Origin of the sequence: Streptomyces sp. NPDC090127 (assembly GCF_044746945.1) — a bacterium.
GTDB lineage: Bacteria > Actinomycetota > Actinomycetes > Streptomycetales > Streptomycetaceae > Streptomyces.
The window spans coordinates 26,675-39,384 of the sequence record NZ_JBIVDE010000007.1; the positions used below are offsets into that span (position 1 = coordinate 26,675).

At 72.7% G+C, this 12,710-nt stretch carries 11 protein-coding genes; all 11 read left to right on the forward strand.

Going from position 1 to position 12,710, the window contains the following annotated elements; all coding sequences use genetic code 11:
* Positions 1 to 180: 180 nt before the first annotated feature.
* Positions 181 to 2,169 (forward strand): tetratricopeptide repeat protein, encoded by a 1,989-nt coding sequence (locus ACIPPS_RS24715; protein WP_401435919.1) that lies wholly within the window; start codon positions 181 to 183, stop codon positions 2,167 to 2,169.
* Positions 2,170 to 2,316: 147 nt separating this feature from the next.
* Complete coding sequence (ald, locus tag ACIPPS_RS24720) at positions 2,317 to 3,432, forward strand: alanine dehydrogenase (protein WP_401435922.1); 1,116 nt, start codon at positions 2,317 to 2,319, stop codon at positions 3,430 to 3,432.
* 476 nt (positions 3,433 to 3,908) lie between these two features.
* Entirely contained in the window at positions 3,909 to 4,934 is a 1,026-nt protein-coding gene (locus ACIPPS_RS24725) for a ParA family protein (protein ID WP_329125763.1), read from the forward strand.
* Positions 4,919 to 5,458, forward strand: coding sequence for a hypothetical protein (locus ACIPPS_RS24730; protein WP_401435924.1), 540 nt, complete (start codon positions 4,919 to 4,921; stop codon positions 5,456 to 5,458). Before ACIPPS_RS24725 ends, ACIPPS_RS24730 begins: the two co-directional genes overlap by 16 nt.
* 49 nt (positions 5,459 to 5,507) lie before the next feature.
* Positions 5,508 to 6,986 (forward strand): segregation and condensation protein A, encoded by a 1,479-nt coding sequence (locus ACIPPS_RS24735; RefSeq protein WP_401435927.1) that lies wholly within the window; start codon positions 5,508 to 5,510, stop codon positions 6,984 to 6,986.
* The gene (scpB, locus tag ACIPPS_RS24740; protein ID WP_401435930.1) at positions 6,983 to 7,591 is read left to right on the forward strand and encodes an SMC-Scp complex subunit ScpB; all 609 of its coding nucleotides are present in this window, start codon (positions 6,983 to 6,985) and stop codon (positions 7,589 to 7,591) included. The genes ACIPPS_RS24735 and scpB overlap by 4 nt, the downstream gene beginning before the upstream one ends.
* Positions 7,591 to 8,847, forward strand: coding sequence for a pseudouridine synthase (locus ACIPPS_RS24745; protein ID WP_401435933.1), 1,257 nt, complete (start codon positions 7,591 to 7,593; stop codon positions 8,845 to 8,847). The genes scpB and ACIPPS_RS24745 overlap by 1 nt, the downstream gene beginning before the upstream one ends.
* Before the next feature lie 118 nt (positions 8,848 to 8,965).
* Positions 8,966 to 9,622, forward strand: a complete 657-nt coding sequence (gene pnuC, locus ACIPPS_RS24750; RefSeq protein WP_401435936.1) for a nicotinamide riboside transporter PnuC — start codon at positions 8,966 to 8,968, stop codon at positions 9,620 to 9,622.
* Positions 9,619 to 10,698 carry an AAA family ATPase gene (locus tag ACIPPS_RS24755; protein ID WP_401435938.1) on the forward strand — a complete coding sequence of 360 codons (1,080 nt, stop codon included), beginning with the start codon at positions 9,619 to 9,621 and terminating at the stop codon, positions 10,696 to 10,698. The genes pnuC and ACIPPS_RS24755 overlap by 4 nt, the downstream gene beginning before the upstream one ends.
* Positions 10,695 to 11,627 (forward strand): NUDIX hydrolase, encoded by a 933-nt coding sequence (locus ACIPPS_RS24760; RefSeq protein ID WP_401435940.1) that lies wholly within the window; start codon positions 10,695 to 10,697, stop codon positions 11,625 to 11,627. Before ACIPPS_RS24755 ends, ACIPPS_RS24760 begins: the two co-directional genes overlap by 4 nt.
* Positions 11,624 to 12,649 (forward strand): ADP-ribosylglycohydrolase family protein, encoded by a 1,026-nt coding sequence (locus ACIPPS_RS24765; protein WP_401435942.1) that lies wholly within the window; start codon positions 11,624 to 11,626, stop codon positions 12,647 to 12,649. Before ACIPPS_RS24760 ends, ACIPPS_RS24765 begins: the two co-directional genes overlap by 4 nt.
* Positions 12,650 to 12,710 lie beyond the last annotated feature (61 nt).

The window sequence follows — 12,710 nt, forward strand, 5'->3', positions numbered from 1 at the left end:
GTGCGGTCGGCGGGCGGACCCCCTGACCGGGATGGTGATGTGACCATCGGTTGATCCGATCGGGGGATTGTTCCGCCGCGCTCCGCCAGGGACCGGCCACCCCCTGAACTACGCTCGGGATCGCCCGTGCGGAGACCCCCGCGGGATCGGCTCGTGCGCAGGTGGACGGGAGCGTGGCCCGTGACGGATCAGGCGGTGGCGGCGACGGGCGGGGTGCGGAACTTCTACGGCCGGCAGCGTGAGTTGAAGGCCCTGCGCGCCGACATCGAACGGACCGGACTCGACACCCTCGCCGGCCACAAGGCCCCCCGCGCCCGGGTCCTGCTGATCGCCGGACGCCCCGGTTCCGGGCGGACCGCGCTCGCCGAGGAGCTCGTCGCCCACCTCGCCACCGCCTACCCCGACGGGGTGTTCCGCGCCCGGCTCACCGAACCCGGCGGCGGCCCGGTCCCCACCGCGCGCGCCGCCCAGGGCCTGCTCCGGGACCTCGGCGTCGCCGAACCGCCCGGCGCCGGGGAGGAGGAGCTGACCGCGCTCGTGCGCGAGGCCCTCGCCGACCGCCGTGTCGTCCTCGTCCTCGACGACTCCGTCGACGCCGAGCAGGTCGACCCGCTGATCCCGGACAACCCCGACGCCCTCGTCGTCGCCGTCGCCAAGGGCCCGCTCACCGGCATCACGGACGTCCGGCCCTGCACCCTCGGCGGCCTCGACCCCAAGTCGGCGATCGAGATGCTCACCGGCTACACCGGCTCCGTACGCGTGACGGTCGACCCGCAGGCCGCCGAGAGCCTCGTGGAGGAGTGCGGCGGCCAGCCCGGCGCCGTCGTCCTGGCCGGCGGCTGGCTCGCCGCCCACCCCAAGGCCTCCGTCGCCGACCTCGCCAAGCGGCTGCGCGCCCTCTCCGGCGACCCGCTCTCCCGTGCGTTCCAGCTGGTCCACGAATCCCTCGCGCAGCCGGCCGCCCGGATACTGCGCTACCTCACCCTCGCCCCGCTCGGCCGGGCCGACGCCCACACCGCCTCCGCCCTGGCGGGCTGTTCCGTCTCCGCCGCCACGAACGCCCTGGCCGGGTTCGTCACGCTGGAGCTCGTCACCGAGGGGGCGGACGGGCAGTACGCGCTTCCCGGCCATCTCGTGCCGTTGCTGCGCGAGCAGCTGGAGGAGCGCGACCGGCCCGCCGAGGTACAGCTCGCCCGCGCCCGGATGCTGGAGCGGACCGTCCGGCTCCTCCAGTCCTGCCGTGCGGTCACCGAGCCCGAGGGGTCCGCGGCCCGCAAGAAGCTCGCCGGACTGCCCCGCGCCCTGCGCTTCCCGAACGCGCCCGCCGCCGCCGCGTGGCTGGAGAGCCGCCGCCCTGTGCTGCTGGCCTCCGCCCGCCTCGCCGTGGCCGACGGCGAGCTCGACACCCTGGCACGCCGTCTCGTCGCCGCCCTGGTCAGGGCCGAGACCGCGCACCGGGGCGCCGAGGCCGCGGCGCCCGAGCTCTACGGCCTGCACGCGCTGGTCCTGGACGTGGCCGAGCGGCGCGGGCTGCACCGGGAACGGGCCGCCGCGCTGCTCAACCTCGCCGACCTCGACGCCAGGACCGGCCGTACCGAGGACGCCCTGACCCGCTACCGGGCCGCTCTGGACGCCGGGCGGGCCGCGAACGACCCGTACGCGACCGGCCGCGCGATGGAATCCGTAGGCGGTTCCTACCAGGAGCTCGGGGACTGGCAGCGGGCCGGCGACTGGTACGGCCGGGCCCTCGCCCAGCGCCTCGCCCGCGACGAGCGCGCCGACCAGGCCCGGCTGTACGGACGGCTCGGCGCGGTCCAGACCTACGCGGGCCGCTACGGCGAGGCCCTGCGGAACTGGCGCGCGGCCGCCGCGGGCTACCGGCGGCTGGCCGATCTCCCGGGCTACGCACGGGCGTTGAGCGAGGCGGCCCGGGTCCAGGAGTACGCGGGACGGCCCGAGGAGTCCCTGCGGACCTGCGAGGAGGCGGTGGAGTGGGCCCGGCGCGCCCAGGACGTACGGCTCCAGGCGGCGCTTCAGCTCCGGCTGGCCGACACCCTCGACCGGCTCGGCGACCCCGCCGCGGCCCGTTTGCACCGGTCCGCGGCCGAAAGACTCCTTGGAAGCGAGGCTTCCGCCTGCGAAATCCGTAGTGCTTCCGTCGAAGATTAATGCTTTGCAAGGCTAGACACGGGGAACTCCTTCATTAGACTGGGTGCGCCGCGATCGACCGCGGTCTGCCCCGGTGTGCTCCGGTACATCCGGGTATGTATCGCAGTGCACCCCCGTTATCCCCTGATTCAAGGACCGTGATCGACGATGAAGGTCGGCATCCCCCGCGAGGTCAAGAACAACGAGTTCCGCGTGGCCATCACCCCCGCCGGTGTCCACGAGCTCGTCCGCAACGGCCACCAGGTCTTCATCGAGCAGAACGCCGGTGTGGGCTCCTCGATCACGGACGCGGAGTACATCTCCGCGGGCGCCCAGATCCTGGCCACCGCGGACGAGGTCTGGTCCACGGCCGACCTGCTGCTGAAGGTCAAGGAGCCGATCGCGGAGGAGTACCACCGCCTCCGCAAGGACCAGACCCTCTTCACGTACCTGCACCTCGCCGCCTCCCGCGAGTGCACGGACGCGCTGCTGGAGTCCGGCACCACCGCCATCGCCTACGAGACCGTCGAGACCGCGAGCCGCGCCCTGCCGCTGCTCGCCCCGATGTCCGAGGTCGCGGGTCGCCTGGCCCCGCAGGTCGGCGCCTACCACCTGATGCGCTCGGTCGGCGGCCGCGGCGTGCTCCCCGGCGGCGTCCCCGGCACCCACGCCGGCGAGTGCGTCGTCATCGGCGGCGGCGTCTCCGGCTGGAACGCCACCCAGATCGCCGTCGGCATGGGCTTCCACGTGACCCTGCTCGACCGTGACATCAACAAGCTCCGCGAGGCCGACAAGATCTTCGGCACCAAGGTGAAGACGATCGTCTCCAACGCCTACGAGCTGGAGAAGGCCGTCGTCGAGGCCGACCTCGTCATCGGCGCCGTCCTCATCCCGGGCGCCAAGGCCCCGAAGCTGGTCACCAACGAGCTCGTCGCCAAGATGAAGCCCGGAAGTGTCCTTGTCGACATCGCGATCGACCAGGGCGGCTGCTTCGAGGACTCCCACCCGACCACCCACGCCGAGCCGACCTTCCAGGTCCACGACTCGGTCTTCTACTGCGTCGCCAACATGCCGGGTGCGGTGCCGAACACCTCCACCTACGCCCTGACCAACGCCACGCTGCCCTACATCGTGTCGCTGGCGAACAACGGCTGGGTCGAGGCGCTGCGCCGCGACGCCGCCCTCGCCCTGGGCCTCAACACCCATGACGGCAAGGTGGTTTACAAGGAGGTCGCCGAGGCGCACGGCCTCCCGCACGTCGAGCTGGCCAGCCTCCTGGGCTGACCTTCTTGGACGTCGCGTCAACGCGCGCCGTCAACCTCACGCATCCGGCCGGACCTTGTGCACCAAGGTCCGGCCGGATGTGTATCCGGCCACGTCCGGGGCCCTGTGCAACTCGCCTCGAACGTAACCCTTTAACCGTTTCGCGCACCCCCGAAACGTGCGGATGCGTGGCTGCGCACCCTTGACAGAGAGGTGTTCGGTTGCCGACACATCGGGCCGGGTCCGGCGGATTGTGTTGCTGCGGAGCGGTGACACGCCATAGAGTCGCCAACCGTCGGCATGGTGCCACGCTGACCTATCGATAAATGTTCCTGGTGACATCCAAGGAGGTAAGACGACTTGTGAATGAGTCGACATTTACTCCCGGGGGCGGACAGCCAGGAATCCCTGTCGGCTCCGTCGCCGTCCGTACCTTCGCGTCCCACGCGAACCAGGAGACGCACGCGACGCATCAGCCCGTGACGACAGCCCACACGATGAAGATGATGGACGGCCTACACGTGAACGCCACGGCCGGCAACGAGAGTGGCCGAGAGTCCACCCACTTCGCCGCCTACGACGAGGTGCCCGAGGGGCACTTCTACGACCCTGACGCCGAGTACGAGCCCGACCCGGAGTACGCGGCCACCCTCGCACCCGACGCTGCCCGTCAGCGCCGCGAGCGGATCGGCCCCACCGGACGGCCCCTGCCGTACTTCCCGATCCCGGGCCCGCTGACCGACCACGGCCCCGCGAAGATCATCGCGATGTGCAACCAGAAGGGCGGCGTCGGCAAGACCACGTCGACCATCAACCTGGGCGCCGCTCTCGCGGAGTACGGACGGCGGGTGCTGCTCGTCGACTTCGACCCGCAGGGAGCCCTGTCGGTCGGTCTCGGTGTGAACCCCATGGAGCTCGACCTCACCGTCTACAACCTGCTCATGGAGCGGGGCATGTCGGCGGACGAGGTCCTGCTCAAGACCGCCGTGCCCAACATGGACCTGCTGCCGAGCAACATCGACCTCTCCGCGGCCGAGGTGCAGCTGGTCAGCGAGGTCGCGCGCGAGTCGACGCTCCAGCGCGCCCTGAAGCCGCTGATGAACGACTACGACTACATCGTGATCGACTGTCAGCCCTCGCTCGGCCTGCTGACCGTGAACGCGCTGACGGCGGCTCACAAGGTCATCGTGCCGCTGGAATGCGAGTTCTTCGCGCTGCGCGGTGTGGCCCTGCTGACCGAGACGATCGAGAAGGTCCAGGAGCGGCTGAACCCGGAACTGGAGCTCGACGGCATCCTCGCCACGATGTACGACTCCCGGACGGTGCACAGCCGTGAGGTGCTCGCGCGGGTCGTCGAGGCCTTCGACGACCACGTGTACCACACGGTGATCGGCCGGACCGTGCGCTTCCCGGAGACCACGGTCGCCGGTGAGCCCATCACGACATACGCGTCGAACTCCGTCGGTGCCGCCGCCTACCGCCAGCTCGCCAGGGAGGTGCTCGCCCGGTGTCACGCCGAGTGAGTCTGCCCGGCGCCGACGAACTGTTCCGTACGACCGGGGGGATGGCGCTGCAGTCGTCCTCACCCCGTGGCCGGGTACCGGCCCCGGCGGGCGAGAGCGACACGGAGGCGGCGGAGGGCTCGGGCTCCGCGTCCGGCTCGAACGGCGCTGCCGGCTCCGGTTCCGGTTCCGCCGAGCACTCGGCGGCGCAGCCCGCGGAACAGTCGGAGCAGCGGGCCCGCGCGGTGGAGTCGTCGGGCGGCCAGGCTCCCGCTCCGGCCTCGGCGCCCGCCCAGGCGCGCAGGCGCGGCCGGTCGCCGAACCGCCGGCCGAGCGGGCGTGAGCGGCACGACGAGAAGATCACGGTCTACGTCTCCGCCGAGGAGCTGATGGACCTGGAGCACGCCCGCCTGGTGCTCCGGGGCGAGCACGGCCTGGCGGTGGACCGGGGCCGGATCGTCCGCGAGGCGGTCGCCGTGGTCCTGGCGGACCTGGAGTCCCGGGGCGACGCGAGCATCCTCGTGCGCCGCCTGCGCGGTCGCTGAGGGTAGCCTGCGGGCTGCGACGCCGCCCCCTGCACCCTTCTGGACCCCGATGCCCCCACCCCCTGCCGAAACGTCCCGCCCACCGCGCCGCCGCGCCCTGGGCAAGGGCCCGGGCACGACACCTACGGCCGCGCCCTCGCCGTCGCCCTCGCCCGAGGAGCCGCTGTCGGCCGCGGACGGGGCACCTGCGCGGGAGCCCGCGTCCGCCGAGGCGGGCCCGGAGCCCGCGGCTGACGCGGCGCATGCGCCGGAGCCCGCGGCCGACGCGGCGCATGCGCCGGAGCCCGCGGCCGACGCGGCACCTACCCGGGAGCGCGCGGCTGACGCGGCCCCTGCGCCGGAGCCTGCGGCTGACGCGGCCCCTGCACCGGAGCCCGAGGCCGCAGCGGCCGCCGAGGCGGGTCCGGGGGCGAGGGCGGGTGTCGACCCCGGCGGTGAGGCGCCCGGCGGCATCCTGCCGGGGAGTGACCTGCCCGGCGGGGACCTGCCCGGTGGGGACCTGCCCGGTGGGGACCTGCCCGGCGGGGACCTGCCCGGCGGGGACCTGCCCGGCGGGGACCTGCCCGGCGGGGACCTGCCCGCCGATGACGGGCCCGCGAGCGCCCTCCCCGCCGGTGACCCGTCCGGCGGGGACCTGCCTGGGAGTGACCCGCTCGCCGCCGCCCCGCCCGCCGCCGCCCCGCCCGCCGCCGCCCAGCCCGGCGACGACCCGGCCGGCAGTGACCCGCCCGGCGCCGACGACGGGCGGTTCACCGTTCGGCTGGCGAACTTCGAGGGGCCCTTCGACCTGCTCCTCCAGCTCATCTCCAAGCACAAGCTCGACGTCACCGAGGTCGCGCTCTCCAAGGTCACCGACGAGTTCATGGCGCACATCCGCGCCATGGGGCCGGACTGGGACCTCGACCAGACCACCGAGTTCCTCGTCGTCGCCGCGACCCTGCTCGACCTCAAGGCCGCCCGGCTGCTGCCCGCCGCCGAGGTGGAGGACGAGGCCGACCTCGCGCTCCTGGAAGCGCGGGACCTGCTCTTCGCCCGGCTCCTGCAGTACCGCGCGTACAAGCGGATCGCCGAGATCTTCGGCGAGCGCTGGGAGACCGAGGGACGGCGGTACCCGCGGACCGTCGGGCTCGAGGCCCATCACGCCGACCTGCTGCCCGAGGTGGTCATCTCCATCGGCGCCGAGGGCTTCGCCCGGCTCGCCGTCAAGGCGACGCAGCCCAAGGCCAAGCCGCAGGTGTACATCGACCACATCCACGCCCCGCTGGTCAGCGTCCGCGAACAGGCCGGGATCGTCGTCGCCCTCCTGCGCGAGCGCGGGAGCGTCAGCTTCCGGGAGCTCGCCGACGGCGCCGACGACACCCTCACCGTGGTCGCCCGCTTCCTCGCCCTCCTGGAGCTCTACCGCGAGAAGGCCGTCGCCCTCGACCAGGAGGACGCCCTCGGCGAGCTCACCGTCACCTGGACCGGCGGCGAGCGGGAGACCCAGGTCACCGACGAATTCGATCAACCCGTGGAGGAGAAGGCATGAGCGACCTCAAGCCCGCCCTCGAAGCCGTCCTGATGGTCGTCGACGAGCCGGCCACCGAGGCCCACCTGGCCAAGGTCCTGGAGTGCGGCCCCCGCGAGGTCGGCGACGCCCTGCGCGAGCTCGCCGACGAGTACACCCTCCAGGGTCGCGGTTTCGAACTGCGGCTGGTCGCCGGCGGCTGGCGCTTCTACTCCCGCCCGGAGCACGCCGCCGCCGTCGAGTCCTTCGTCCTCGACGGCCAGCAGGCCCGGCTCACCCAGGCGGCCCTGGAGACCCTCGCGGTCGTCGCGTACCGCCAGCCGGTCAGCCGGTCCCGCGTCTCGGCCGTGCGCGGCGTGAACTGCGACGGGGTCATGCGCACCCTCCTCCAGAGGGGTCTCGTGGAGGAGGCGGGCGCGGAACCCGAAACAGGTGCGATCCTGTACAGGACGACGAACTACTTCCTGGAGCGGATGGGCCTGCGCGGCCTGGACGAGCTCCCGGAGCTCGCGCCCTTCCTCCCCGAGGCGGACGCGATCGAGGCGGAAACGCTGGAAGGGGTTCCGTCGTTCGATCCGGATCTCCCGGATCGTGAAGACGCAGACGACAAGACGACGGACATTTGATGCGAAGCAGCAGCGGCAGGAACAGCAGCGGAAACAACGGCGGGAGCCGTGGTGGCAACAGCGGCGGCCGCGGCGGCAGCAGCGGCGGCCGCGCCGGCAGCGGTGGCGGTGGCGGCTACCGGGGTGCCGGTGGCAGCGGGAGCGGTGGCGGCCTCGGTTACCGCGGTGCCGGTTCCGGTGGCAGCGGCAGCGGTGGCGGTGGCGGTTACCGGGGTGGCGGCGGTGGCGGTGGCCGCGACGACAGGCAGGGCGGCGGCGACCGGCCGCGCAACCCGCGCCCCGAGGAGCGCCGCTACGACGTGGGCAGCGCGTCCGAGGCCCCGAAGAAGGGCCGCGGGGCCGCGGCCCGCGGCGGCGCCAAGGGTGGCCCGAAGGCACCCCAGGGCGGCACCCCGCCCCGTCGCGGCCCGCACGGACAGCGGCAGTCCCCGGCCCGCTCGCGTGAGCTCGACGCCAAGATCGAGCAGCGCAACCGCGAGCGGTACGAGAACCGTCCCGAGATCAAGACGCCGAAGACCTTCCCGGGCGCCGAGCAGGAGGGCGAGCGGCTGCAGAAGGTGCTCGCCCGCGCCGGTATGGGCTCCCGCCGCACCTGCGAGGAGCTGATCGAGCAGGCCCGCGTCGAGGTCAACGGTGAGATCGTCCTGGAGCAGGGCAAGCGCGTCGATCCCGAGCGGGACGAGATCAAGGTCGACGGCCTGACCGTCGCCACCCAGTCGTACCTCTTCTTCGCGCTGAACAAGCCGGCCGGTGTCGTCTCCACGATGGAGGACCCCGACGGCCGCCAGTGCCTCGGCGACTACGTCACCAACCGTGAGACCCGGCTCTTCCACGTCGGCCGGCTCGACACCGAGACCGAGGGCATCATCCTCCTCACCAACCACGGTGAGCTGGCCCACCGCCTCACGCACCCGAAGTACGGCGTGAAGAAGACCTACCTGGCCGCCATCACCGGCCCGCTGCCCCGCGAGGTCGGCAAGCGGCTCAAGGACGGCATCCAGCTGGAGGACGGCTACGCCCGCGCCGACCACTTCCGGGTCGTGGAGCAGACCGGCAAGAACTACCTGGTCGAGGTCACGCTGCACGAGGGCCGCAAGCACATCGTGCGCCGGATGCTCGCCGAGGCGGGCTTCCCGGTCGAGAAGCTGGTCCGCACCTCCTTCGGCCCGATCGGTCTGGGCGACCAGAAGTCGGGCTGGCTGCGCCGTCTGACCAACACCGAGGTCGGCATGCTGATGAAGGAAGTCGGCATGTAACGCCCGTCGCCGTACGTGAGGAAGCCCGTGACCGCCGCACCGCGGTCACGGGCTTCTTCGTACTTGTGGGCGGAGCCCGCCACCCTTTATAGTCAAGATGACTCTTAAGGAGGCGGGCGTGAGCCTCGCGGATTTCCTCGAACCCCTGCAACAGCCGCTCTTCACCGTGCTCGACACCCCGGTCAGCTGGACCGAGGTGCTCGGCTTCGGCAGTGGTGCGCTCTGCGTCTGGCTGGTCGCCCGCCAGCACCTCGCCAACTGGCCGATCGGCATCGCCAACAACCTCTTCTTCGTCCTGCTCTTCACGCAGGCGGGGCTGTACGCCGACGCCTGCCTCCAGATCGTCTTCATCACCCTTGCCGCGTACGGCTGGTGGACCTGGACCCACGGGGGTGGACCAGGCTCCGACGTCCTCCCGGTGCGCCGCACCACGCGCACGGAGTGGACCTGGCTGCTCGCGGCGGGGGTGGTGGGGACCGTGGCGCTCACGCTCCTGCTGGAGCGTGCCACCGACTCGACCGTCCCCTTCTGGGACGCCCTGACGACCGCGCTCTCCCTCATGGCGACCTACGGCCAGTGCCGGAAGAGACTGGAGTCCTGGTGGCTCTGGATCGCCGCCGACATCGTCTACGTGCCGCTGTACGCGTACAAGGAGCTGTACCTGACCTCCCTGCTCTACGTCGGCTTCATGACGCTCTGCGTCCTCGGACTGCGCGGCTGGAGCCGCGACCTCGCCTCCCGGCGCGCGGTTCCGGTGGAGGTGGCGGCGGCATGAAGCGCTACGGACACGGCCTGGTCCTCGGCAAGTTCTATCCGCCGCACGCCGGCCACCACCATCTCGTGCGCACCGCCCACGACCGGTGCGAGCGCCTCACCGTGCTCGTCTGCGCCTCCTCGGTGGAGACCCTGACCCTGGACGAACGCGTCGCGTGGATGCGGGAGATCCATCCCGACGCGCTGGTCGTGGGGGCCGTCGACGACATCCCCGTCGACCTCCACGACCCGGATGTGTGGGCGGCCCACATGGCCGTCTTCCGGTCCGCGGTGCGCGAGCCGGTCGACGTCGTCTTCACCTCGGAGCCGTACGGCGAGGAGCTCGGCCGCCGCTTCGGCGCCGACGCCGTCTGCGTCGACCCGGACCGTACGCTCTTCCCCGTCTCCGGCACCGCCGTGCGCAAGGACCCCGTCGGCTCCTGGGAGTTCCTCGAAGCCCCGGTGCGGGCCGCGCTCACCCGTCGCGTGGTCGTCCTCGGTGCCGAGTCCACCGGTACGACCACCATGGCCCGCGCCCTCGCCGAGCACTACCGGGCCCGGGGCGGCGTCTGGGCGGGCACGCGGTGGGTGCCGGAGTTCGGGCGCGAGTTCAGCGAGTTCAAGCTCGCCGAGCTGCGTACCCTGCGCCCCGAGGCCTCCTGGGAGGACGTGGCCTTCCACTCCGAGGACTTCCCGCTCATCGCGTCGCGCCAGGCCGAGCTTGAGGAGGAGGCGGCACGGTCCGGTTCGCCCGTGCTCTTCTGCGACACCGACGCCTTCGCCACCACCATCTGGCACGAGCGGTACATGGGCACCACGAGCCCGGCGACCGGCGAGATCGCCGCGCGCGGCCGCCAGCACCTGTGGCTGCTGACCGACCACAGGGGAGTCGCGTTCGAGGACGACGGCCTGCGGGACGGGGAGCATCTGCGGCCCTGGATGACGGCGCGCTTCCACGCCCAGCTCGCCCACACCGGGCGCCGTAACGCCGTGCTGACCGGGCCGCACGAGGAGCGACTCGCGGCGGCGGTCGCGGCCGTGGACGCGCTGCTCGCCGAGGGCTGGGCCCTCGCCGACCCGCTTCCGGAGCGCCGATGACCGGGCCCGAGGCACCGGACGGCCACGACGCCGGCCGACGCGACGGCCACGGCGAGGGCGGCGACGCCGGCCGAGGCGACGCCGGCAGCGACGACCAAGGCGACCGACGCGACGCCGGCCCCGGTGGCGGTCGTCACGACGGCTACGGGCCCGGTGGCGGTCGTCACGACGGCTACGGGCCCGGTGGCGGCGGTCGTCACGACGGCTACGATCCCGGCGCGTTCGAGCCGTTCGCCGTCACCGTCGACCTCGCCGTCTTCACCGTCCGCGCCGAGCGGCTGCACGTGCTGCTCGTCGAACGCGGCCGGCAGCCGTACGCGGGGGACTGGGCGCTCCCGGGCGGCTTCGTGCTGCCCCGGGAGTCCGCGGAGCTCGCCGCCCGCCGCGAGCTGGCCGAGGAGACCGGCCTGTCCGACGACACCGTCGCCGGACTCCACCTCGAACAGCTGCGGACGTACAGCGAGCCGGACCGTGACCCCAGGATGCGGGTCGTCTCCGTCGCCTTCGCCGCGCTCGTCCCGGACGCGCCCGAGCCGCGCGGTGGCGGGGACGCGGCGCGTGCGCGGTGGGTGCCGTACGGGACGCGGGGCGGCCTCGGGCCGCCGCTCGCCTTCGACCACGACCGGATCCTCGCCGACGCCCACGACCGCGTCTGCGCCAAGCTCGAGTACACCTGTCTCGCCACCGCCTTCTGTCCGCCGGAGTTCACGATCGGCGAGCTGCGGCAGGTGTACGAGACGGTCTGGGGCGTCGAACTCGACCGCCCCAACTTCCGGCGCAAGGTCCTCGCCACGCCCGGCTTCGTCCGGGCCGTGGAGGGACCGCCGCGCCTCACCGGCGGACGGGGGAAACCGGCCGCTCTCTACCGGGCGGGAGAGGCCACGGCCCTCCACCCGCCGCTGCTGCGACCGGAGGGACGATCCACATGACGACACAGGCGACGAAGCAGGCCGCCACCGGCTCCTTGATCGGGCTGGCGCTCGGGGACGCGCTCGGCTTCCCGACGGAGTTTCTCGACGTGCCGGCGATCCTGGCGACGTGCGGCCCCTGGCGGGCCATGGAGCTTCCGGTACGGCGCGGGACGGCGTACATCACCGACGACACGCAGATGACGCTGGCCCTGGCGCGGGGGATCAGGACCGCCATGGACCAAGGGGTGCTCGCCCCGCTCCGCATGGCGGGGCCGGTCCGTGAGGAGTTCGTCGACTGGTACCACTCCCCGGAGAACAACAGGGCTCCGGGCAACACCTGTCTGAGCGCCTGTGAGCTCCTCGACAGCGACCGCGTGTGGCAGGACGCCAGCCAGCTCCACTCCAAGGGGTGCGGGGCCAACATGCGGGTGGCGCCGCTGGGTCTCGTACCCGGCCTGAGCGAGGAGCAGCGGGCCGGTGCGGCCCAGCTCCAGTCGGCCCTCACGCACGGCCACCCGACCGCGCTGGCGGCCTCCGACCTGACGGCCCGCGCCGTGTACCTGCTCGCGCGGGGCGTCGAGCCGACGGGCCTGGTCGGGCACCTGCGCTCGTACGCGTACGAGAACCGCTCGGTGTACCGCGAGTCCTGGCTCGGCGACCTGTGGACCCGCTCCCAGGACCCGTCGGCCCGGCACTTCGTCGAGCGCGGCTGGGACGAGTGCCTGGCGGTCCTGGAGAAGCTGGACGCCGTGCAGCGTACGGCGGACCCGGAGCTCGACCCCTGCACGTACACGGGCGACGGCTGGATCGCCGAGGAGGCCCTCGCGACCGGTCTCCTCTGCTTCCTGCTCTTCCCCGAAGACCCGGTCACGGCCCTGCGCCGGGCCGCCTGCACCCGCGGCGACTCGGACTCGATCGCCTGCCTGACGGGCGCCTTCGCGGGCGCCCACCTGGGCGCGGGGGCATGGCCCAAGGAATGGGAGGAGCGGATCGAACACCGCTCCGAACTCCTCTCCCTGGGCGCCCTCTGGGACCGCTGAGCACCCCTGGGAAGCTGGGGTCATGACCGTAGCCCTCGTACCCGAAGCCGACCTCTCCACC

Excerpts from the sequence above, each read along its gene's own strand:
- ald (WP_401435922.1), top strand. The coding sequence starts at position 2,317 with ATGAAGGTCGGCATCCCCCGCGAGGTCAAGAACAACGAGTTCCGCGTG.
- ACIPPS_RS24725 (WP_329125763.1), top strand. The coding sequence starts at position 3,909 with ATGAAGATGATGGACGGCCTACACGTGAACGCCACGGCCGGCAACGAG.
- ACIPPS_RS24735 (WP_401435927.1), top strand. The coding sequence starts at position 5,508 with ATGCCCCCACCCCCTGCCGAAACGTCCCGCCCACCGCGCCGCCGCGCC.
- scpB (WP_401435930.1), top strand. The coding sequence starts at position 6,983 with ATGAGCGACCTCAAGCCCGCCCTCGAAGCCGTCCTGATGGTCGTCGAC.
- ACIPPS_RS24745 (WP_401435933.1), top strand. The coding sequence starts at position 7,591 with ATGCGAAGCAGCAGCGGCAGGAACAGCAGCGGAAACAACGGCGGGAGC.
- ACIPPS_RS24755 (WP_401435938.1), top strand. The coding sequence starts at position 9,619 with ATGAAGCGCTACGGACACGGCCTGGTCCTCGGCAAGTTCTATCCGCCG.
- ACIPPS_RS24760 (WP_401435940.1), top strand. The coding sequence starts at position 10,695 with ATGACCGGGCCCGAGGCACCGGACGGCCACGACGCCGGCCGACGCGAC.
- ACIPPS_RS24765 (WP_401435942.1), top strand. The coding sequence starts at position 11,624 with ATGACGACACAGGCGACGAAGCAGGCCGCCACCGGCTCCTTGATCGGG.